Origin of the sequence: Bryocella elongata, assembly GCF_900108185.1 — a bacterium.
GTDB lineage: Bacteria > Acidobacteriota > Terriglobia > Terriglobales > Acidobacteriaceae > Granulicella > Granulicella elongata.
Genome location: NZ_FNVA01000006.1, coordinates 445301 through 468366, shown reverse-complemented (window position 1 = coordinate 468366; position 23066 = coordinate 445301). Strand labels below are relative to the sequence as shown.

Annotated in this window: 14 protein-coding genes; 7 read left to right on the top strand and 7 right to left on the bottom strand. The window is 57.6% G+C overall.

From position 1 onward, the window contains the following. Positions 1–15: 15 nt before the first annotated feature. Positions 16–2178: an alpha-galactosidase gene (locus tag C4S68_RS18035; RefSeq protein WP_103934477.1), complete on the bottom strand. Its 2163-nt coding sequence runs from the start codon at positions 2176–2178 to the stop codon at positions 16–18. Positions 2179–3021: 843 nt separating this feature from the next. On the opposite strand from C4S68_RS18035, the gene C4S68_RS18030 reads away from it, so the two are divergent. The 6 genes from C4S68_RS18030 to C4S68_RS18000 all read left to right on the top strand — a co-directional run bounded on the left by C4S68_RS18030 (position 3022) and on the right by C4S68_RS18000 (position 9301). Next, positions 3022–4041: a LacI family DNA-binding transcriptional regulator gene (locus C4S68_RS18030; protein ID WP_103934476.1), complete on the top strand. Its 1020-nt coding sequence runs from the start codon at positions 3022–3024 to the stop codon at positions 4039–4041. A gap of 275 nt (positions 4042–4316) precedes the next feature. Then, positions 4317–5468, top strand: a complete 1152-nt coding sequence (locus C4S68_RS18025) for an enolase C-terminal domain-like protein (RefSeq protein WP_235011689.1) — start codon at positions 4317–4319, stop codon at positions 5466–5468. After that, on the top strand, positions 5366–6466 hold the full coding sequence (locus C4S68_RS18020) for an L-rhamnose/proton symporter RhaT (protein WP_103934474.1): 1101 nt from the start codon (positions 5366–5368) through the stop codon (positions 6464–6466). The genes C4S68_RS18025 and C4S68_RS18020 overlap by 103 nt, the downstream gene beginning before the upstream one ends. A gap of 139 nt (positions 6467–6605) precedes the next feature. Further along, positions 6606–8366 carry a sodium:solute symporter family protein gene (locus C4S68_RS18015; protein ID WP_103934525.1) on the top strand — a complete coding sequence of 587 codons (1761 nt, stop codon included), beginning with the start codon at positions 6606–6608 and terminating at the stop codon, positions 8364–8366. A 29-nt stretch (positions 8367–8395) separates the two neighbouring features. Next, positions 8396–8593, top strand: coding sequence for a hypothetical protein (locus C4S68_RS18010; protein WP_103934473.1), 198 nt, complete (start codon positions 8396–8398; stop codon positions 8591–8593). A gap of 477 nt (positions 8594–9070) precedes the next feature. Next, positions 9071–9301, top strand: a complete 231-nt coding sequence (locus C4S68_RS18000; RefSeq protein ID WP_103934471.1) for a Rossmann-fold NAD(P)-binding domain-containing protein — start codon at positions 9071–9073, stop codon at positions 9299–9301. Positions 9302–9402: 101 nt separating this feature from the next. Here C4S68_RS18000 and C4S68_RS17995 read toward each other — a convergent pair whose 3' ends face one another. From C4S68_RS17995 to C4S68_RS17965, 6 genes are all read right to left on the bottom strand, one after another. After that, positions 9403–11391 (bottom strand): fibronectin type III domain-containing protein, encoded by a 1989-nt coding sequence (locus C4S68_RS17995; protein WP_103934470.1) that lies wholly within the window; start codon positions 11389–11391, stop codon positions 9403–9405. A 742-nt stretch (positions 11392–12133) separates the two neighbouring features. Continuing rightward, the gene (locus C4S68_RS17985; RefSeq protein WP_235011687.1) at positions 12134–15619 is read right to left on the bottom strand and encodes a TonB-dependent receptor; all 3486 of its coding nucleotides are present in this window, start codon (positions 15617–15619) and stop codon (positions 12134–12136) included. Positions 15620–16056: 437 nt separating this feature from the next. Further along, positions 16057–17637 (bottom strand): sodium:solute symporter family transporter, encoded by a 1581-nt coding sequence (locus tag C4S68_RS17980; protein WP_103934468.1) that lies wholly within the window; start codon positions 17635–17637, stop codon positions 16057–16059. Between the two features lie 58 nt (positions 17638–17695). Beyond that, complete coding sequence (locus C4S68_RS17975; RefSeq protein ID WP_160115220.1) at positions 17696–18553, bottom strand: alpha/beta hydrolase; 858 nt, start codon at positions 18551–18553, stop codon at positions 17696–17698. 19 nt (positions 18554–18572) lie between these two features. Continuing rightward, positions 18573–20018, bottom strand: a complete 1446-nt coding sequence (locus tag C4S68_RS17970) for a sulfatase-like hydrolase/transferase (RefSeq protein ID WP_103934466.1) — start codon at positions 20016–20018, stop codon at positions 18573–18575. 52 nt (positions 20019–20070) lie between these two features. Further along, positions 20071–21111, bottom strand: a complete 1041-nt coding sequence (locus tag C4S68_RS17965; protein WP_103934465.1) for a LacI family DNA-binding transcriptional regulator — start codon at positions 21109–21111, stop codon at positions 20071–20073. 417 nt (positions 21112–21528) lie between these two features. On the opposite strand from C4S68_RS17965, the gene C4S68_RS17955 reads away from it, so the two are divergent. Further along, positions 21529–23058, top strand: coding sequence for a hypothetical protein (locus C4S68_RS17955; protein WP_146072209.1), 1530 nt, complete (start codon positions 21529–21531; stop codon positions 23056–23058). Positions 23059–23066: the final 8 nt, after the last annotated feature.

Here is a 23066-nt window from a genome sequence, read left to right as displayed (position 1 = left end):
GATAACACGCGTTTTCTATTTCCAGCGCAGTTCTAGAAGCGTCGACGCCGATGGCGCCAGTTTCACGTTCAAGTCGGCACGCGGCGCAGTTAGCTCGTCTCCAGATGCCACGTCAATCACTCGGATGGATGAAGAAGCCTCTAGCTTGCTGTCGATGCGGCCCACTGGAATCGCAAACGTCCGCTGCTCCTTCTCGTCGTAATTGAACACGGCAAGATACGCACCATGGTCCGAAGGGCAAACGAAGACTGCCGTCGCCTTATCCCCGGTATCACCTTCAACCGGACGGAAGGTCTTGCCCTCTGCCGCGACTGACAGCCAGGAGCGATTGCTATAGACCGCTTCCGCGAGTTGCCGCGCCTGCGCATCATCCGCCAGTGGACTGCTGTCGAGCATCATGCCGCCACTGATGATCGCAGAGAGCAGACGGCTCTTGCCTTCCACCACGCTGCGTGCGCCGAGATCAGCCTTCTCCCCAAGCACAACATGATCCGGGTCGGTGATGTAGAGACTCTTACTTGTCCACCACCCATAGGTGAGCGAGTTCAGCATGTATTCCGTGGATTGATCGCCCCCGCTCATATGGCCCTTCGTGTCGCAGGAAAGCCGTCTCGCATGTCCATATCCCGAGGGAAAGAGCGGTGCGATCGACAGGCTCAGGAACATGCGGTTCCCCGTTTCATCGATGACCTGCTGCATGCCCATGTTGTATGCCTCGATCCCGGTCTGAATCGCGGGGTCATAGTGGACTCCCTCCAACGCACCATGGGACAGAAAATCGATCTTCAAGTATTGAAAGCCCAGCTTCTGAAACTGCTGAAGAAAATAGGAAGCGCGCGCCTTGGCTCCAGGGTGCGATGGGTCTATCGCCAGACCGCCATCCACCTTCGGCAATACCGATCCATCCGGCGCCTTCAAGAGGATGTCGCGATATCGGTACTTCATATTCGTGCCTTCCACATAGGCATCGAGGTCATCCGACCAGTACGCAAAAGGAGTCCAGTAGATACCTGGTTCAAATCGAGTTCCGTCCGGACCATGCATTGCTTTGATGGTGGCGACGGCGTCGCTCAACTGAACTGCATCCAGCTTCGACCAGAACGCGTCGAGATTGATGTACACGACTTTGTGGTTACCAAAACCCAGCGGAACCAGCTTGTCGCGCAGGAAAGCTGCCGAGCCCAGATATCGCTTATCGTCGATCTTGTCTCCGTAGGCTGCCCAGCTGTTCCAGCCCGTTGGCGCACCCGCGACCCACTTCAAAGGTGGGTGAATCGCGGCGTTTGCAGCACCGTAGGCTTCCAAGCCATCGCGCCAGTCGGAGAAAGAGCCGATGAAGATGCGCGGCGAGACAACATGCACCCCACGTACGATGCCATGGGGAACCGTATCGTGCGTATCGGTCCGAACACCAGTCGGAGAGGAAATGCCGCCGTAGATATCGAGATCGCTGATCCGCCCATCCGTCGCATGCGCCTCAATGGCAGTCTTCCATACGTTGTGCGTCACGGAGCCCAGAATCAAAGCATGTCGGCTCTCATTGTCATAGATCGCCGTCACCTCCTCACTGGTAAACGTTTCCCGTGGCCCTAGGCTCGCAACGTCCACGCTGTTAAAGCGGAACCACATGTCGTTGTCGAAGGGTACATGGAGCACACGAACCTGCTTGCTTCCTTCAATCAACACGCTGTCCTGGCCATGCACTACCACCGCATCGAAATGCCGCGTGCCTACGGTCCCGGTCTGCGCGACCAGTTCCGCGTCGATCGCAATTTCGGGGCGTCCATCGCGGATCCATATGTGCTGAAGAATTGTAGGCAGGCCGGCAGCCGTGCTGCGAATCGTATATTCGTGCCCACCGGGAGAGTTTGAGAGTGTCTGCAGCTTCTCCAGTTCGTGCGCTGTATACATGGAAGTGGAAATTGCCCGTCCATCTTCGAGTTGCGCTGCGCTGGTAAGGCCGAGCAGCTTTTGCCCGTTGCGCCAGATGACATCCATGGAGCCCGCGCGGCGATCGTAGCGAATCGATAGCAGATCGTTGTGAATTGCTATATCGGCTTGAGGGAGCCTCACCTCCGATTGTGAGGCCGCCGTCGCGGGTGCGATGCACGCAGTTACGGCAAACCCCATTGCAGCAGTGAGCTCTACAATTCGCTGCACGCCTTCGCCATTCCTCATGAAATATCCTCGGTCGATTCTTATTGATACCGGCACCGTTCACGGATCAAGGTTTGCACCTCAGTCGCGCTCCACGCACCGCAATCTGCCATTCCGATTTGCTATTGGCTTCTTGCGATATGTATACGTATACACGTTGCACGAAAATCTATGGGAGCGGCCATGCGATTGTCAACCGTCTGCGGATCATAGCACCACACCTGGCCCTCCAACGAGCATCGCCACACCCTCGGTGTGGAGATGCCTCCACACTTCTTTCAGACAGACCCTCCCCCGCTTCGCTACCGCAGACCACTCATCCCCAGGTCCGACGGCACTTGCAATCGTTCCAGCCCAACTCACTAGCCCCTGCCATTCTCGGAGGTTACTTCGCTATCACGATCCTCGTCGGTTGGCTCTTCCGCCGCAAGGCACATTCCACTACCGACTTCTTTCACGCTGCGCGGACTCTGCCAACCGCCGTCACAACCATCGCCTTTGCAGCAGCCAACTGCGGAGCTCTCGAGGTTGCCGGGATCGTCTCCGGTTACTGGTGCACGGATTTCGTACTGATCCAGCGGGCTCTTGCCGCACGCAGCACGGCGGGCGTCCTGAACACACCTCTGTTTGCGGTGTTTCGAACAGTGCTCGTAGCCAGACACTCAGCGGTTCCCACATCGTTTGCCATACAACGACGGGACCGAGCAAAATCAGATGCACTTGGTGTATACGTGTACATAGATTTTCTAAGCCATAGGCCCCGTCTCTGCGGAGAATCCGGTACCGTCGATTCGTTCGCCCGGCGCTCTCGCGAAGCTTGGCCCCTCTCGCACACGATTCAGAAGGAAGGAGAACAACAGCTAGATGGACATGCGTGGGATCGCCAAGCTAGCGGGGGTATCGAGCGCTACTGTGTCTCGCGTGATCAATGGCTCAAGTCTCGTACGCCCGGAAACCGTGGAACGCGTACGTAAGGTCATCGAGGAAGCTAAGTTTTTTCCTAACAATAGCGCGACCACATTGAAGTACGGCAGAAGCGACACCTACGGCGTTGTGATTCCGGATATCACCAATCCGTTTTTTCCCGAGTTCATCAAGAACTTTGAAGGAATTCTCGTCGGAAATGACAAAGACATGCTCATGGCCACGACAGAATTCGACTCCAGCCGGATGCAGCAGTGTATTCGCCGCATGTTGATGCGCAAGGTAGATGGAGTCGCGCTCCTCGCGTCCGAAATCGAGACTCAATCCTTTGAAGACCTCATCCACAACCGCGTTCCGCTCGTCACCATGGACCGCGGACACATCGGGAGAGGACTCAGCGATGTGAGCATCGACAATAGAAGTGGAATGGACCAAGCTTTGCAGCACCTAAAAGGGCTCGGCCACAAGAAGATTGGCTATATCGGTGGTGTCGAGGGTCTCACAATTTCAGACCACCGCATCGACGCCTTCATGCACGCGCTACAGAGGGTCGGCCTGGAGACGCGGCCCGAGTTCATCAAGGTAGGTAACTACCGAAGCGCTGGCGGCATGAACGCTATGACGGAGTTGCTTTCGCTCAAAGATAGGCCGACCGCGGTCCTGGCAGCAAATGATCTATCGGCTATTGGTGGCATGCGAGCAGCCATGAAGTTGGGCGTCTCGATTCCAACCGATCTATCAATCGTTGGATTCGACGATATCGAGTTGAGCGAGATCGTTCATCCTCCTCTTACGACCTTACGACTGCCTAGACCTGAACTGGCCTCTGTGTTTTTCTACGCCCTCGAGCAGTTGAAGAGCACGCCTCACTCGAGGGGAAAGCACTACACCGTAAAGACAAGTCTCGTCGTACGGGAGTCAACAGGCCCGGCACCGAAGCGTCGGCGAGGTACCTCATAGTTGCAATTGACCTCGTCCGAACCACATCAGTGCATACTTTGCGGACACGCCCAATACCCGTAATTTCCATTGCGGCATGTAACCGCGGCTCGGCATCGATCGAACGCAGAAGCTGACCAGAAAGCAGGCGGGAACCTAACACTTTCTGGCGCCCCACAACCCCGCATGCCGACGGTGAACCGTCGCATCCACCATGGATCTTTTCAATGACGATCACAAATGTTTCAACGCAGGACCGTCGGTTCAAGCTGAATGCAGGCGCGGGTTCGGACGCCGTGCATTCCGACCCCGTCTACTCGTTCGCCGTAACTCTCATCCGACTTGATTCGGGCCTCAGCGGTACAGGGCTTGTCCTGACCATGGGCAGAGGCAATGATATGGTGTGCCGCGCGATCGAATTGCTGGGCCAGCAGCTGGTCGGACGAGACATTGAAGAGTTGATGGCTGACTTCGGATCCACCTTCCGCAAGCTCGCCGATGACGTGCAGCTTCGCTGGCTGGGTCCACACAAAGGTGTGGTCCATCTTGCGCTCGCATCCATCACGAATGCCTGCTTTGATCTGTGGGCAAAGTCTCGCGATGTCCCACTTTGGAAGCTCCTCCTGACACTTTCCCCAACCGAAGTAGTGCAGCTTCTCGACCTAAGCTATTTGGAGGACGTACTCGACCGTGCTGAAGCTCTCCGCGTGCTGGAAGCAGAACTTCCAGCACGCAGTGACAGAGAGAGCATCCTCACAACCGGCTATCCGGGATATGACACCAGTGTGGGCTGGTATCAGTACGACGCCACGCAGCTGGAACAGAACATCAAGCGCAGCCTCGATAACGGCTTTGGAGCGTTCAAGCTAAAGGTAGGAGGCCCACTGAAATATGACCTCTCGCGAGCGCATAGTCTCCGCAGGGCGGCGGGCGAGAATGCCACGATCATGTTCGATGCCAATCAACAGTGGAATCTCCCCCAGGCGCTGACGGCTTGCGAGGAGCTCAGGGCATTTCGGCCCCTGTGGATCGAAGAGCCAACTCACCCGGATGATATTTTTGCCCATCAAACTCTCGCAAAGGCCATTGCTCCGCTTGCCATCGCATTGGGCGAACACGTGCCGAACCGTGTGATCTCCAAGAATTATCTGCAGGCGGATTGCGTTCGATTCCTGCAACCGGACTGCACTCGCCTCGGTGGCATCAGCGAGTTCATCACGGTCAGCCTCCTCGCGAAGAAGTTTGGCGTGCCCGTCATTCCCCACGTCGGCGATATGGGGCAGATCCACCAGCATCTCGTCCTCTTCAACAGGATCGCCATAGGCCATCCAGAAGAGTTTCTTGAATGCATTCCGCATCTCTCATCTCACTTCGTTCATCCTGCGAACTTGCGCGATGGTCGCTACCAGACTCCGCAGGAACCGGGAAGCAGCGCGGACCTGCTATGACATCGAACATGCTGGGTATTGGACTAGCACTCACAGGCGGGCTGCTGGTCGGAAACTGCATGCTTCCGCTCCGGCGAATTCGCAGGTGGCCGTGGGAGTGCTCCTGGCTTGTTTTCAGTATCGTTTCGCTCGCGGTTGTGCCCTGTCTCTCGGCTTGGATCGCACTGCCGCATTGGCCAGCGATCTATCTCTCTACAAACCCCTCCGCACTTCTTCCACCGTTTCTACTCGGAATGGGTTGGGGTGTCGCACAGGTGCTGTTTGGGCTCGCTGTCGTTCGTCTCGGGATGGCTCTCGGCTTCACGCTCATCGTGGGACTCGGCACCATATTCGGGACGCTGATTCCCTTCTTCGCTCACCACGAATCCAACGTTTCCAGCAAGAGCACGATCATGCTCTTTACGGCTTGTGCCCTCATGGTGCTAGGCGTCGTCCTTTCAGGATGGGCTGGCAGGCTGCGTGAAGCTCCAACGGCTACGGAACAGTCGACCTCCTACGGCGCTGGGCTCCTGATCGCCGTCATCGCGGGTGTACTTTCGTCGATGCTCAACCTGTCGCTCTCATTCGGCCACCCCCTGGCGCAAGCGGCATTGCGAAATGGAGCGGCACCCGCTTTCGCTGTCCTCGCAGTGTGGCCAATCGCGCTGGCGGGAGGACTCATACCAAATGCCGGATATTCGCTCTATCTGCTCGCGCGTCACAGAACATGGAGTCGATTCAAGCCGTTGTCTCCCGATCTCTCCCTCAGCATCCTGATGGGTCTGCTCTGGATCACTGCGGTCGGAGTCTACGGCCTCGCCACCTATCAGCTCGGACGTTTCGGAGATTCCGCTGGATGGGCCATCTACCAGGTCACCATGGTTGTGACTGCCTGTGCGGTTGGTGTGCTCACCGGTGAGTGGAAGTCTGCGTCCCGTTCATCAATGTTCGTCTTCGGACTGGGCATCCTCGCGCTGACTACCTCCGTAGTCATGGCCGCGGGATCGACAAAAACCTGAAGTTGTTTCACAATCATCGCGCGCATTCCCGACAGAGAGTGAGTGCCTTGCAGCATTATCGTCACCACAGCTTTCTCGCCTGACCTACACGCTTCGCCCGGAGTCTACCTTGCACCTGTCCCTCGTCGATTGGCTCATCATGCTGGTGTACTTTGTCTTTGTGCTCGGTATTGGCTTCGCCCTCAAGCGATACATGCGCACCAGCACTGACTTCTTCCTCGCCGGACGCTCGATCCCTGCATGGGTCTGCGGCCTCGCCTTTATCTCCGCGAACCTCGGTGCGCAGGAAGTTATCGGCATGGGTGCCTCCGGAGCGAAGTACGGCATCATTACGAGCCACTTCTATTGGATCGGCGCCATCCCGGCCATGCTCTTTGTCGGTCTCTTCATGATGCCTTTCTACTACGGTTCGAAGGCACGCTCCGTGCCGGAATACCTACGGATGCGCTACGACGAAAAGACCCGCGCGATCAACGCGTTCTCCTTTGCCATCATGACTGTCTTTAGTTCCGGCATCAGTATGTACGCCATGGCGTTATTGATTCAGTCGCTGGGCCTGCTGCATGGAATTGTGCCAGACCATTGGGTCTTTCATGTGTCCATCGTGCTGTCAGCCGTTATTGTCCTCGGATATATCTTCCTCGGTGGCCTTACCAGCGCGATTTATAACGAGGTCCTCCAATTTTTCCTCATCGTCGCGGGATTCCTTCCTCTCGTCTGGATCGGCCTGCGCAATGTAGGCGGTTGGCAAGGCATTCAGCATCGACTTCCCGCCACGATGACTCACTCGTGGCGAGGAATGACACACGCCTCCACCAACTCACTTGGCGTCGAAGTCGTCGGCCTCGTCATGGGTCTGGGATTCGTGCTCTCTTTCGGGTATTGGTGCACGGATTTTCTCGTCATCCAACGCGCCATGGCTGCGGAGTCAGAAGAGTCTGCGCGGCGCGTACCCATTATCGCGTCCATCCCCAAGATGTTCTTTCCGTTCCTCGTCATCCTTCCGGGACTCATCGCGGTCAGCGTCACCTCTCACGGCGCCGCCGCAAACGCATCGCCCTCCCTCTCGCAGCAGGCAATGCCGCTCGACGATGCTCATCCGCACGGCATCATTCCGCCGAAGATTGACCCTATCACCGGCAAAGCCACGCTCGACACCAACGGTAACCCCGTCTATAACTACGATCTCGCGATCCCTGTGATGTTGCTGAAGTTCTTCCCGACAGGGATCCTCGGCCTTGGATTGACCGCTCTTCTTGCGAGCTTCATGTCGGGTATGGCTGGCAACGTCACGGCCTTCAATACGGTGTGGACCTATGACATCTATCAGAGCTATATCCGCAAGGGAGCGAGCGACGAGCACTACCTCTGGATGGGCCGGATGGCCACGGTCGGGGGCATACTCTTGTCCATCGTGGCCGCATATGCGGCCACGAGCTTCAACAACATCATGGATGCCCTGCAGCTCATCTTCTCTATGGTGAACGCCCCGCTCTTTGCTACCTTTCTGCTTGGCATGTTCTGGAGGCGCACCACGGGGCATGGCGCGTTTGCAGGGTTGCTCAGCGGAACCGGCGCGGCACTCATCCACCATGGGCTCACGCGTCCTGCCGACGCGGCAGTCGGCCTCCACGGAGGTTGGATCCACACCATCCACTTTTATCCAAGCGATATGGCACAGAACTTCTGGACAGCGATCTTCGCTTTTTCGGTCAATCTCATCGTGACGATCGCCGTCAGCCTCTTCACCAATCCCCGCCCGGAACATGAGCTCGTCGGCCTGGTGTACTCGCTTACGCCAAAGCCCGTGGAAAAGCATATGGTCTGGTACGAGCGTCCCATCGTGCTCTCGATCAGCGTCATCGCCGTCCTCGTTTTTCTCAACCTAATCTTTGCCTAGCAGTCGCTCGGCAGAAAGGAACTCGACCTATGGGACTGGACATTCGCCTGCCGCTCGGTCTTCTCTTTCTAATTCTCGGTGTGATCATGGTCGTCCATGGCGCCATGACACGAGGAAGCGACATCTACGCCAGTTCTGGAGGCATGAACATCAATCTCATCTGGGGCCTTGTCATGCTGCTCTTCGGACTCATTATGTTTCTTGCTGCCCGCAGAAGTTCGAAATAAGGCGCGGGCCAGGTACCCGAGACCTTTCGTCAGAACTTCCCCTGCGAATCGCTACACGGAATGGCTAGAGCGGAATATCCGATCGTATAGAGTTTGATTCTTTGCGGGGTTGGTTTGCGGGTCGAAATTTAAGAGATGGCGCGACCGTATTCTGATGATCTGCGAAGGAAGTTGTTGGAAGCCCACGACAAGGGCAACGGAAAGTGGGCGATCGGGTCGGTTCGCCGGGGAGCCGACCAGCATGGCCTCTCAGCTGTGACCGACCATGATCAGAACCAGATCGATGACCTCCTGAGGTTTCACTTCTTAGTTTCTCGTGCGGTTGCGATACACAAATTGGCCCATATTCAAACTTGACTCCCAGTCTTGATTCCTGTAGTTCCATACGTCCTGGACGCATCGGAGGATATCGGGGCTGAAGTTGCGACGTTGTTAATAACGGAGTGATCTGGACGCCGCCTGATCGAGTTGGGTTCAATGGTCAGCCCGGATGACCTTGCTCAGCAGTTTGGCGAAGTTCTAGGCAAAGAGGTGCGAGCGCAGGCTATTCCGCGAGACGCATGGGTTCGCAATCTCGCCGGGATGGGAATACCCGAAAGGGATACGTGGGCATTCGAAGAGATGGCAGAGAGTATCAACTCCGGATGGATCGGCTTCGGCGTGGAAGGCACCAAACGCGTTGATGCGACCATGAATGCAAAACAGTAGGTCGCCAACGTGGCCATAGCTGCTGCCGGCTTGCTCCAAAGAAAGGCATCTGGAACCCGTGGGGGGTTCCAGATGCAGTCTTCCCTTGCTTCGTGACGTTCTTACCAGGTGACCGGAATCTCAAATTCGGCGTTCTGGTTGTCCGCAGAAGGCAGCGTCATGGTGTATGTGGATGAAGCCGTTGAACTGCCATTGAAGTACACGGTCCGATTGGTGCATTTCAGGGTGAAGGTCTCGTAGACCGGGATCTTGAAGGTGGTGGGATCCACAGCGGTGTTGGCGAGGAAAACTGCGAGAGTGGAACTGTTGCCGTTGAAGTAGCCGGACGTCACTGCGAATAATCCGTCGGCAGAGATGGCGTTGAAGAGTTGATTGTTGGCCTTGCTGATCTGCATGAAGTCGCCGCGGACCGTTGTGATGGGATTCCACCAGACGGCTCGAGCAATTCCCTTTGCCGTCCCGTAGTTGAGGGCGACCATGGGTTCCGCAAGCGAATGAATTTCCGGCAGCCAGATCGCCAAGCCGTCGGTGTCCCTTGCCTGGGTGAGGAAGGTCTTGAAATCGGCCAGAGGCGTCCCCCCAATGGCGTGGGTTGAGGCCTTCGTAATCGCAAGTGGAGTTGAACTCTGGATGGGGACGTATGACGTTTCGCACAGGCTGCCGCCGCCCATTGGTTGGGGAGCCTGGATCGAGGACGGGCTTGCTCCCAGCCACAAGGCTCCATCGCCAGCCCGGAAGGTGTCGGGGCCTTCCTGTACAGCACTTCCCCAGCTTCCGTCGAGCGCGTTCAGGATCGTGCCGAACGTGGCGGAAGTGAACTGGCAGCCGGTATTATCCGGTTCGTTTTCAATGCCGTTGTACGCGATGGTCGCGCTATTCGCGCTGTAGGTGTTCTGGTAATAGTCTCGCGACAGTTGCATCGCATCCACCCATTTGGTTACATCGATGGCAGGCGGCGTGCTGCTGTCGTAGAAGGCTGTATCCAGGGAACCCGTCTTCGGTGAGAGAAAGAAATTGAGGAAGGTGCCCGTGGTGTGCTCGATGAGTGCGGCATTGGAGGCTTCGTAATCGAGTTGCGACTGAGCGATAGGATTGAGGGCCGTATTGCTCAGGAGCAACGGATACTGTGGGAACCAGGATACGCGGACGCCGGTGAACATGGTTGCTCCGCCAGCGTTCGCCACGTACGTACTGATATTGCTGCTGGACTCATCCTGCTTCAGATCAAAGGACCAACTGGCAGCAGCTTTGTTACTCGTGCCCGTGCCCGTGGTCGCAAAGCTGGCGGTGGTGATGGTTGTCGAGACACCGATGGTATGAGAAGCCCCATAGGTCGTTCCGCCATTACTTGTGGCCAGAACCTGATAGTACTCAATTGTGCCGGATGCCGCAGTCGAATCGACGTACGTAGTGCCGCTTTGTGGAGTCGACAAGAGACAATTAGACGCGGGACAGGTCCAGGGACCGCTCGTCGAGGTGCTGCGCACGATGTTATAGGCTGTAGCGCCGGGAACAGCGGGCCAGGAAAGAGACACAGTTGCCGTCGCGCCGCTCGTCGTCATCGACGTTACGGACGGAGTGGGTCCCAGGGGGTCGCCAGAGGGCGCGGCTGAGACGCTCGCGGAATCGGTTTCACTCAGGTTGAAGGTGCCCGTCACTGCAGCAACCGCGTAGTAGTAGGTCTGTCCGCTTTGCAGTCCGAGACCGGTAGGCCCTGCTTTATCGGTGTAACTCATCGCACCGGTCGTTCCCGATATATTCGACTTCACGGTTGTCCACGTGCCGCTGGAGTTCGACGCAGCATAGACGTTGTAATTAATCCCGTAGGTTCCGGTCCAGTAGACGGTTACCGCCTCGCTGGCGCCTGCAGCACTTACCGACGTGGGTACGGGAGCCGTGGTGACGGCAACCTCTGGTGAATAGCCACTCTGTCCGGTGGTATCGGTAGCGGTGACCACATAGTAGTAGGTTGTGCCGGCTGTGGCGGACACATCCACGTAGGTGGGCGTGACCGTTGCGGCCGCTATGCTGGACGCGATCTCCGTGTAGGGTCCACCACTTGTTGTGGAGCGGTAGACCTGATAAGTCATGCTCCCCGTCGCGCCCGTTGCTTTCCCCCAGTACAGGGTCGTCTGTGGGGATGTGGCGGTGGCCCCGGGGCTGGCAAGGATCGCATTTGTCACCGCGAAGTCGATCGTCGCAGGTGCAGACGGGGCCGCCAGGCAAACGGCTGGAAAACCTATGAGTAAGAGAAATACCGGGCCCCACAGGCTTACACATACTTTGCGAAGTTGGATCGGTAAAGCCTTCATTTGGAGTATCTCCTTCATGGCGCGGTTGTTCGTCGGGTGGGGAGTTTGGCAAGCGTGCTGCCTCATTCCGTGCAAGGCTGATCGCCTGGCGGCCTGTCTGCCCTATCTGACTTAGGGAGAAGCAGCGCGCCGCGGCCACATCACGCGATCGTCGAGGACTATTTGTTGGTATCTTTCAGGCAGGGCGCAGGACTTCGAATATGCACTGCATGAAAGATCTTGCCCCGCACTCGCTGGGCGCGTGCAAGGAACAGCATCCACAGCGAGCCGGAGATATCGTTGTCGAGCCGTTGTGGATGGGAATGATTCATGATTCACCTGACCGCTGACGCCTTTGTCCGGCACGAACTGACCGATGTCTTTGGTGCGCGGCTCTGCATCTTCACTGCGCCTCAGCGCTACGTGACCTGCGGCCCTGTTGCGGATGTGTATCAACGGCGAGAAAAGGGGTTTCGCGGCAAAGAACAGATTGCGCTAACTCCTGCAACCTGTTGTTCCTTGCCGAGGAAATTACCGGGAGCTAGAACACATACTTAGCCGAGAGTTGGAAGAACCGTGCATCGGGTGCAAGCGACTGGATGGTTTGGGGCGCCGTGATCTGCCCACCGGTAGCGGCATCGCTCGACGTGGAAGGGCGGCCATACGACGGGGTGTTGAGGAGATTGAACGCATCGGCTCTCACCTCAAGACGCTGTTCGCGGAACGTAGAAAACGACTTGAACATCGAAAGATTGACGCGCTCGAGTCCGGGAGCCGGAGGTCCGCTCAACCTGCGTCCACCGAGATACGGGAGGGCGGCCAGGCCGGTGATCTGCGTGCTCGCGGTGGGAAAGGAGGCGATTGGAGGATTGGCGAACGCACACGGGTTGTACCAATGCTGAATGGTCTTAGTCTGCTGCGCACAGGTAATGGTTGGATTCGTGGGATCGGGACTTCCTCCCGCAGCGAAGGGATCGCGTACCTTGATTGCCTCCGCTGTGCCACCGTTTGGCCCGGAGCTGCCGAGGTTGGTGGAGACCGTGATCGGAGGCCCTGTCTGCGCCGTGAACACGAGATTGGCTGCCCAACTACCCACGATGCTGTTCAGGAGCGCGCCGTCGCGCAGATACTTCTTGCCATGCCCAAAGGGCAGCTGGTAGTACGCGTTGACCGTGACCCTCTGCCGTATGTCTTGAGGAGAATTGCTGTAATCGTTGTTGATGCCGATCAGGTTGTAGGCGCGGTAACCGGTATCGGGGCCATAGGTAGTCCAGTCGTCCGTAGCATCGTCCAGTGCGTGAGCCCAGGTGTAAGTCGAAAGGAAGCGGAGTCCGTTGGAATAGGACTGCTCCACGCGTGCCTGGAATGAGTTGTAATTGCTGGCCCCTGCGTAAGTATCCAAGGTGACAGCTCCCAGCGTCGGAAACGGTTGTACCGTTTTCACAGCGAGGCCTGGTTTGATAAGAGCGGCCGCGGAATTCGGGGCTCCGGGAATTTGCAGATGGTGACTCGTTGAGCCGACGTACGCGAGGCTGAAGACGAGCTTGTGAGTAAGGGATTGCTCGAGGGTCAGGTTGTAATTCTCCGCATAGGGTGTCTTGGTGTTCTGATCGACACCGTAGAAGACTGGCTGCGAGAGAAAGTTATTGAAGCCCTGACTGATCTGCTGCTGAAAGCCGGTTTCCAGGTTGAGGCCATCGGTGAGGCAGGATCCCGGAGTGCAACTTGGTGAGGAGAAACTCGATGAAAACTGAAAGGGATAGTTCGCCAGAAAGTTCTCAGGGCCGTTCGACTCCAACCCGCCATAGAAGATGCCGTAACCCGCCCGAATCACGGTCCTGGGATAGAGATTCCAGGCGATACCAAGGCGTGGCGCAAAGTTCCACTTCTGCGCATTGGTCAGCGAAGGATTGTTGGTGTATTGAATGGAGACGTTGTTCTGCGTCATATACGTCAGGAAAGCGGGCGCCAAACCAAGGTTGGCTTCCTGGCTACTGACGTAGGTCATCGTCGCCTGTCCGCTGCCTGGCAGAAGCGGTCCCGTGGGATTGAAGCTTGCCTGACGCCCGTTGATCTCCTTCGACGGCTGATAGAAGTCGTAACGGAGTCCCAACGTCAGAGTGACAGTGGGGGCTACCTTCCACGTGTCCTCGGCGTAAGCAGCACGGTACCAGCGGGAATCGTGGAAGAGATTGACGGTGGAGACGGACGCAGAATCCATCATGTCCGAGAGGAAATCTGCCGCGCCGAATCCGGTGTTAGCTGTGCCGGGAAGACTTGTAAAGCGACCGCTGTAGGTATAGGACCCGCGTGGATTCTGGTTGGTAATCCGGTCGCGCATACTCTGAAAGAAGACGCCCATCCGAAGCGAGTGCTTGCCGAGATTCTTGCTGACGTTGTCCATGATCTGGAACGAATCTGCGAAGTTCGTATTTGGCGCCGACGCGGGCGATCCAAACAGGCTAAGACCTGTCACCGTAGTGTGCGGAAGTCCACCCTGGCCCGGCGTATAGGGGATGCCTCCGAGGCCAAGGTTGGCGGCAGCATTGACGTTGCTGTCCGGTTGGAGCGCGAGATATTTGAGGTAGTTGAATCCAAACCGGAATTCGTTGACCAGCGTGGGGGTAAAGATGTGTGTCTCGCTGAGGGAGAGCGAATCGTTGAAGACCTGAAGCGATCCATCCGTAGGGTAGGAGCCCCCATCCAGGGGAAGACCGAAGGTTGGCGAGTAGTCGGCTACTTCGTTCGAATAGGTGTAGCGCGCAAACGCCTGGTCTTTGGGAGTTGCATTCCAATCGACGCGGCTGCCCCACTGCCATACGTTCTGGTGGAAGGGATTGTTGTTCGTGTAATTGTTATAGGTGTTAGCGCCGTTCGTGTTGGGCTCGGGATAGAGCGCCAGGATGCTCTTCGCAAGCGGATTCACGTTGCCGGGGCAAATGACATTCTGCTGCGTGCCGCAGACAAGCAACTTACTCCCGTTTGAACCGGGCGCGTAGAGTTTGATCGCTGTGCCGGTCGAGGTGAGTGCGGGGTTAAGAAGCTCGCTGAAATCGCCTGTCTTCATCAGGTCGGTGGGAACAGAGCTGAGACTTGTGTTGGCATAGGTGATGCGATTGGCTTCGGCATAGCCGAAGTAAAAGAGCTTGTTACGGATGATCGGTGAACCTAGCGTGGCGCCGAATTGGTTTTCCCGATAGTCCGGGATAGTCGTCGAATTCCAGTTGCGGGCGTCGAGGGCGTTGTTGCGGAAATACTCCCAGACATCGCCATGAATATCGTTCGTTCCGGACTTGATGCTCGCGTTTACGACGGCTCCTGCAGAGTGGCCAAATTCCGCGCTGAAATCCGCGGTCTGCACTTTGAACTCTGCCAGCGCGTCGGGTGGAGGCTGCACAGCATACGACGTTCCACCGGAAAAGTTGAACGAGCCGTTGTTGTCGTCAAAGCCGTCCAGGATGAAGTCGTTCTGCTCAACGCGCTGACCGTTTGCAGAGAAGTCTCCGTTGCCGGCAGCAGGAGATCCTGTGCTCGGCGTTACGCCTGCAGCCAGCTGTGCGATGAAGACCCAATTGCGCCCGTTGAGCGGCGTGTCGTTGATGGTCTCCGTGGTCATCACCTGTCCCACAGAGGCCTCCTGCGTCTGCAGGGGAGGGGGCGCGGTGCTCACGGTAACCGTCTCGGATACAGCCCCCGGGTTGAGCTTCAGGACCACATTCAACCTTTGCTGCACATCGAGACGAAGGTTTTCCTGGACCGTGGTTGAAAAGCCGGCCGAGGATGCCGCGATCTTGTAATTGCCAATCGGCACGGGAGTGAAGACATAGATGCCGCTGCCGTTCGCGTTGGCATGCTGGACAAGCCCGGTATCGGTGTTGGTCAGCGTGACAGTCGCCCCGGGAATGACGGCTCCTTCTTTGTCCTGCACGACGCCGGTGATCGTTCCCTGGTCCATCTGGGCGATGGCAGGCAAGGCCATGAGGAGCAGAAGAAACGGAATCCACACAAGCTTAAGTTGTTTCCGCACGCGCCGCGCGGTCTCAGATCTTGACCAGTTCATCATGGCTCATCCCCTTAGAAGTGCTTCCAAATCGAGCAGATCGGTTCCTTGCGCGGTGAGGCGTTCGTGACGGTTCAAGCTGCACCGGAGCTACTGCAAACGTTTGCAATATGGATCCCAGTATGAGACCGATGTGCGAACCTTCCGACAGGCGCAGCCATAGTATGCAAGCAGCATCCTTTTTGTCAAAAAGAACTGCATCTCTTCACCAAAGATAGGCTTCTTTCCGCCAAAGGCGGTGATACACCCTGAGCGAACGAAGCCCGCGAGTTCCCCGGCATGCGCCGGGAGGGCGACTCTGATATCGTTTGCAGGATGGCCGGTCCCGCAAGGAAAAGGATCGGGAGAATTGTCCGGCGGGAGGCGCCGGGCGGCTACCCTCGTGACCAGGGTGCTTGCCCGTACTAGCGCCAGTACACATTCAGCGCAATGGCAACCGATAGCAGGACGAACGACAGGCACCAGAGAGGAAGTGTGCGAACGCCGAACGCGACCGAGGAGTCAAGAGTGAGAACCCTTTGTTGTATGTCTCGGGTCTCCCGCGGACTGGCTAGCAGACCGACGACTATGGCCGTGGTGAATGAATAAATCGCACCGTGGAAGGTCATGTTCATGACAGACCCATATCGGATCCAGCCAGCCCCGAAGGCAACCAGATGGGCGAGCCCGATACTTGCACCGCTGATGAGACCGGCGATCGCTCCTCTCGCGTTCACACGCTGAGCAACGATGCCCAGCAGAAAAACGGCCCAGAAGGGCGAAGCAAAGATCGAAAATATCAGTTGGATATGCTCCATGAGATTTCCAAACAGGATCGTCAGATAGGAAGCGGAGCCCCCCACGATCGCGGCGAAGAGATACGCGAACCTGCCCATCCATACGTAATGGGACTCGCTTGCGTCTTTCCGGATGGACTGCCGGTAGATGTCCTGGGTCCATAACGCCGAGAACGCGGAAATGTTCGCGGCCAAACCAGACATCAGGCCCGCCACGAGGGCAGTCAACCCAAGACCGAGCATGACCGGGCCATAGGTCATGCGCATGAGCAAAGGCAGCGCCTGGTCGTAGCGCACCGAATGTCCAAGGCCTGGAATCCTGGAGACTGCGGCCAATCCCGGCAGCACGCCGATCATCGAAAAGAGCAGCTTTGCGAAGCCGGCCCAGACAGGAACCATCCGCGCGGCTTTGTCCGTGCGCGCGGTGAAAGCTCTCTGCATCAGCACAAAGTCCGTGCACCAGTAGCCGAAGCTGAGGACGAAGCCCAGACCGAGGACGACGCCAATGGCATCGAAGGTCGAGGTGGTTGAGTTGAGCGGAGTGGAAGTCCAGAGGTGGCCGCGCATGCCGCTGTCCACGAGAGGCAACGATCGTCGGCCCTTGGCGTAATGCAGCACGAGAGGCACGAGACCACACAGCATCAGGCCCATCTGCAGGATCGAGTTGTAGATGGTGGCGCGTATGCCACCTAACAACATGGAAGCAAGAACTACACTGCCGGACAGCAGTACACCGGAAAGGAACGGGAGACCGAGAATTGCCTGCAGGACCTGCGCCATCGCGTACAGGTTGATCCCGCCCAGCAGGAGTCTCATGGTCGCGACAACGCAAGCGTTCAAGAGACGAACATCCGGCCCATACCGCAGTTCGAAATACTCTGGAACACTCCGGATGCCGCTGCGCCGATACATGGGCATCACCCAGATCGACAGGAAGATCATTGCCGGGATCGCGCCGATCCAGTAGAAGTGAAACGCCTGGACACCATACTGCGCGGCAGCGGCGTTCAGGCCGAGGATCTCGAGCGCGCCGCTGTTCGCCGACACGTAGGACAGGATCACAACCGGGAACGGAAGGGCACGCGTTGCGTTAAGAAAAGAATTCGCCGATACCCTGGAACGCAGCGAGAACCATCCGATGACGACCGTCACCGAGAAGTACGCCGCAAGGATGAAGATCCCGGCGTGTTGGGTGAAGACGTCTTTCATTCGGGAACATCATACAAACAATGCTTGATCGTGCAGCTCCAGCCTTCGCGCGGCTCCATTACTGCGTCGGCACGACTACGTCTGGCGTATCCTTCCGCAGGTAGCCGATCGACTCCAGAAAGTGCATGACCGCATTGAGTGTCAAGCTTCTGTAGGGTTCCTTGTTGGCGAAGCCATGCGGTTGTCCGGGATAGAAGTCGAGAACGCACTTCGCTCCGGCTGCATCGCACTTCGCCTTGAAGTCCTTGAGTTCATCCGGTGGAACGAGCTTGTCCGCACCTCCGCCTTCGATGATCGTCGGGGGAGTATTCCTGCTGACGTAGGCTTCCGGCGAGTACTTGCGCGGATCGTCTCCGAAGCGGTGCTGGTCGTAGTAGCTCGGCCCCACATTGACGACCGGGAAAAACAGCACGAGCGCGTTGGGCTTAGGCGAGACAGCCAGATCGTCCTTGGGGTCGTCCCAGCCGGGAACCAGGGCCGTCGCTGCGGCAAGATATCCTCCAGCGGAGCCACCACCAGCGGCGATCCGGTGAGGGTCGATTTGAAATTCTTTTGCACGCGAGCGTACCCAACGCATGGCTGACTTCGCGTCTTCCAGGCAGACCTGAGGGCTCTCCGTGCTGGGCGCCTTCGCAACGAGGCGATACTGGACGTTGACTACCAGCATTCCACGTTCTGCGAGCTCCTTCGTCTGCGCATCGAACTGCGTTACGGTTCCTCCGGTCCAACCACCACCGTGAAAGAAAACCACGGCCGTGTGCGTCGGCTTGCCGGATGGCTTGGCAACCCAGAGGTGAAGCTCCTGACCATCCACCGTCTTGTAGACACGATCCTCACCAGGGGGGACAGCTTTATCCTGAGCGTGCATCGCCAGCCCAGAGATGCCTAAAAGCAATGCAGCGGCAATCGTCTTCATCATCATTCTCCTGTAAGGATCAGGCGTAGAACTCGATAGGCGTAATCGTTGGCTCCGGCTCTCCGTTGGCAACGATCATGTGCCGCAGTTGTTCGCGCAGGCCGGCGGCAATCGTTTTGTACTGGGGACGGCCCACCAGGTTGACCTGCTGGTAGGGATCGGCGGCGTTGGAGTAGAGGGCGAAATCCACGTATGTCCTGCTCATCGCCGCCTCGCCCTTTGCGATTCCAGGGTCATAGCACGCATACGTCCAGTCCGTTGTGCGTATGGCCCGGCCGCAGATCGCCTGGCTCAACTGGATATATGCGGCATTCTTCCATTCGCGGCGCATCTCCGCAGAATCAAGCATCGGCTTTAAGGCGCGCCCCTTCATCGACGGAGGCACAGGCACGCCGGCGGCCTCCAGTAGGGTGGGCGTAAGATCCAGCAAAGTCACGAGCTCGGAGATGGTGGTCGAACGCTCAAACCCGGGCCCGGCCAGAATGAACGGAACGCGAATCGAGGAGTCGTGCGGGCAGCGCTTGTACTCTCCAATTCGTGTTCGGAAGGTGCAGCCATGATCGGAGAAGAAGCAGATCACGGTGTTCTCTAACTGGCCGGAACGTTCCAGCGAAGCGACGATCTTGCCAATCGAGTCATCGATCGCCTGCACGCAACCGTAGTAGCCCTGCAGATGGGACCGCCAATCCCCAGGTAGATTGCGCAGGTCGTGTGGAACGAAAGCATCCGCGTAGTTCTTCGCGTACCGTTGCGGCGGCACGAAGGCTTCCATATCGTTCTGCTGATGAGGCTCAAGTTGAGAAAGGAATAGAAACCATGGCTTCTCGTGCTGCTTTTCAATAAACTCGCACGCCCGTCGAGCGGTGAAGTCAACGCGGTACTCATCATGAAAATGGAGGTCCGTTCCGTCGTCGGCGTAATAGTGCCCCTCGTCTGGATGAGAGACCAACTCGGTAATATTGGCGCCTTCCCATAGATCATCAAATCCTCCGCGCGTGGGCCCCGGAGGCAGCCAACCTAACTGCGGCGTTCCTTGCGCATCATTCTTTGCCGATACATGCCACTTCCCCATGAAGTTCGATGTGTATCCGGCCTTGCGGAACTCGGTAGCGATCGTCGGCAGCGTGTGATCCAATTCAATCTCGAGTGCCCAGACCCTGGTTTCGGTAGCGTACCGGCTGGTAAGAAACGAGGCGCGCGATGGCGAACACAATGGCTGGTTGCAGACGGCAAACTGAAAGTTCGTGCCACGCCTGGCGAGAGCATCAAGGTTGGGCGTGAGCACCGACGGATTCTGCCGGTTGATGCCAAGAAAATCTGCGCGAAACTGATCCGAACAGATCATCAGGACGTTGGGCCTTTTCGCAGGAGGCGTCACTGCTGAAGCCGCGCCATTGCCTGTAACCATCGCCGTCGACGCAAGTGCCGCATTGCGGAGAAAGTTGCGACGCGAGCTTTCCTTCATCGTTACTCCTTTGTCCAACTGCGTGCGCCTGCCGGAAGACAAGCACCGCCGTCTAAGAACTTCCTGCCGTCGTCAGCTGTTTCTTCGCGGAAAGAATGCCGCGACCGCGATAGGGGCCGGTCGATTCCCGAACGATCAATTCGGGGTCAAACGTGGAGTCGGTTGCCTCCGCGTCTGGTGCTGCGGTCAAGGCCTTGAAGATCGTGGCCGCGATGCTATCGCTGGCAATGGACGCGGTCGTCAGCGAGGGACAGCAGAGATGAGCGATCGGGATGTTATCGAAGCCTGTAACCGACACATCTTCCGGACAACGGATGCCCAGATCGCGAAGGGCGCGAAGGGCGCTTACGGCGGTCATATCGTTCACGCAGACGATGCCGCTGGCGTCGAACCCAAGCGAGGCCAGCTTACGTACCGCGTTGCGGCCGTCTTCCCAGCTCTCCCGCGATGGCATCGCAACATGGACGAACTCGACATGGTGTGCCTTGCAGGTCTCTTCGAACGCGACTCGCCGTTCGTCAGTACCGCCCTTGTAGGTGCGCTCGTGGCTCAGGTATGCGAGCCTGCGATGTCCAAGGGATGCGAGATGGCCGACGAGTTTGCGCATGCCGGCGCGAGCGTCGACACGAATATGCGAAAGCCCGGGAAGCGCCTCGTTGGTGTTGACGCAGATCACAGGGGTCTTCGCAGCCAGAAGTTCGGATACCTCCCGGGGCAGCGTCTCCGACGCGGCGATGGCGATACCCGTCACGCAGCGGCCCTTCATCATTCGGAGCGTCTCCGCCAGGCGAGCCGGTTCATAGTTCGTGTTCGCGACGATCAGTTCGTAGCCGGCCTTCGCGGCATAGCCTTCCAACCGGTGGAAGAGGTCGACGAAGAACGGATTCTCCAGGTTGGAGACAACGATGCCCAGGATGTTCGACTGCCCCGAGACCAGCAGCCGCGCCTGCAGGTTCGGCGTGTAATTCAGCTCTTCCAGCGCCGCGAGGACACGCCGGCGGGTCGCTCCCGAGACCGTGTTCGTCTCATTGACAACCCTTGAAACCGTGGAGATGGAGACGTTTGCACGTTTCGCGACATCTTCAAGACGCATTAGGATCGACCCCCTTTCCCAGCTTAGGCCATACCGTTTGTGGCAACAGAATCATCGATCCTGGGCTCATCCACCGCGGTCGGTGCGTCGGGTGGCCCCAAACACTACTGGTGAAATGGGCTAGAGAGACGATGAAAACCTTTGCAGCTTATGATCATTTTCAGCGATATCGTGATGCACTTCCTGGCCGCCACGTCATAGTAGGCAAGGGCCATCAGAATGTCAAAACGGGCTTCCCCGGACGCGGTGGGACGGCCTGTATCCGTCCAGTGTCCGGCTTTGAAAACGTAATCGAACCTCGAAAATATCCAAGAACTTGACACTTTTGTACGGTAGCCTCTAGCCTTCTCTTCGAATTCGCGCTGGTCTGCATACGCCCCATACAACGCGCGTCGGCGCAGTGAAAAGGAACAGCTCGTGACGAATCGCAGGGTACTGACAGCGCTTTCATTATTGATTTTCCTGGCCAGCGCCAAGAGCATGCTCTCCCAGGAGGGTGGACCCGCCACCGTGGTTTCCATCGACACGACGCACCGCCTCGCTGTGCCATCCCGGAGGCATTTCGCGGGCGGCAACATGCAGATCATGTTTTCCGGTCAGAGCTATGCCGATCCAAAGATGAGAACCATGCTTGCCGGTCTGGACCTTGGCTGGATGCGCTTCCCTGCCGGCACCATGGATGACGCCTGGGACTGGCGTACAGGCCAGATGAGGCCCGAATGGATCGCGAAGTTCAAGAACGAAAAGGTGGAACTCTACCAGCGATTCGTGTTCGCCGACCAGGTGCTCCGCGGCAAGGGCGGCAACCCGCTTGACGGCTACGCCAGCCTCTTGAAGACGCTTCGGACGGGCTCTGCGACGTCGCCGGGATCGGAAGCCACGCACACCATTGGCGTCGTCAACACCTTCACCGACACACCGGAGTCCGCAGCTGCGCTCGCGCTCGAAGCCGAGAAGCAGGGGCTGCATGTTGACGTCTGGGAACTTGGCAACGAACCGTTTTACTTCAAGGATTTCTATCCAACCGGGGCTGACTATCTGAAGTCTGTAGAGCCGTACGCCGCGGCGATCAAGGCTGCAGTACCGTCTGCCAAGGTTGCCGTCTATGTTCAGCGCAACAATGAATGGCTGGAAAGCATGGCCTCTTACAAGAATCGCTATTGGGATGAACTGTATTGGCACCCCTACCCGGGCGCAAAGGATGCGGGCGACGTGGCCGCAAAGATGGCGTTTTACAACGAATTTCTTGCCGACACGACCAATCGCTGGGTCGACCAGGATGTGGGCAAGCTCTTCGGACCCGGCATGCAGATGGAGATCAGCGAGTACGGCATTGGCGCCATGCGGGGCACGCAGTACGCCGCAGTCTTCCTCGCGGAGTTCATGTTGCGGTTCTCGTCGGATCCCCACGTGACCCAGGCCGGCATGCACATCCTTGTTGGCAGACAGGGCAACGGGGACAATGCCATCGCGTTGACGAACGATCATACGGCCGAGCTGGTGGCGGCTGCCAAAGCTGGTGAAACCGTGGACACCACCAGGCTGGACTACGGCTTCTACTACACCCCGTACGGCCTGGAGATGCAGTTAGTGGATCCTGTCATCGGAACGAGCGATGCGGTATTCCCCACCGTTGTAAAAGGCGGTGCCAGTGTATCTGCTGGGACTGCGACTATCAGCGCCATTTACGCTCAGGCTTTTCGCGGAGCGGACGGGAGCAATCATCTTTTGCTCACCAATAAGAGCGGCGTCCCGCAAACGATCCAAGTCGTCATGGACGGCAAACCGGTGCATGCGACCTTCCACACGCGGAGTACAGGGTCAATGAATCCCGAGGCAGAAAATTCGCCACAGCAGCGAGACGAAGTGAAGATCGTTTCTTCAACATTTCCCAATGCACCGGTGGTCCCGCCTTACGGCGTCATGGATGCAGTGTGGGAAAGGTGAGGATCGAG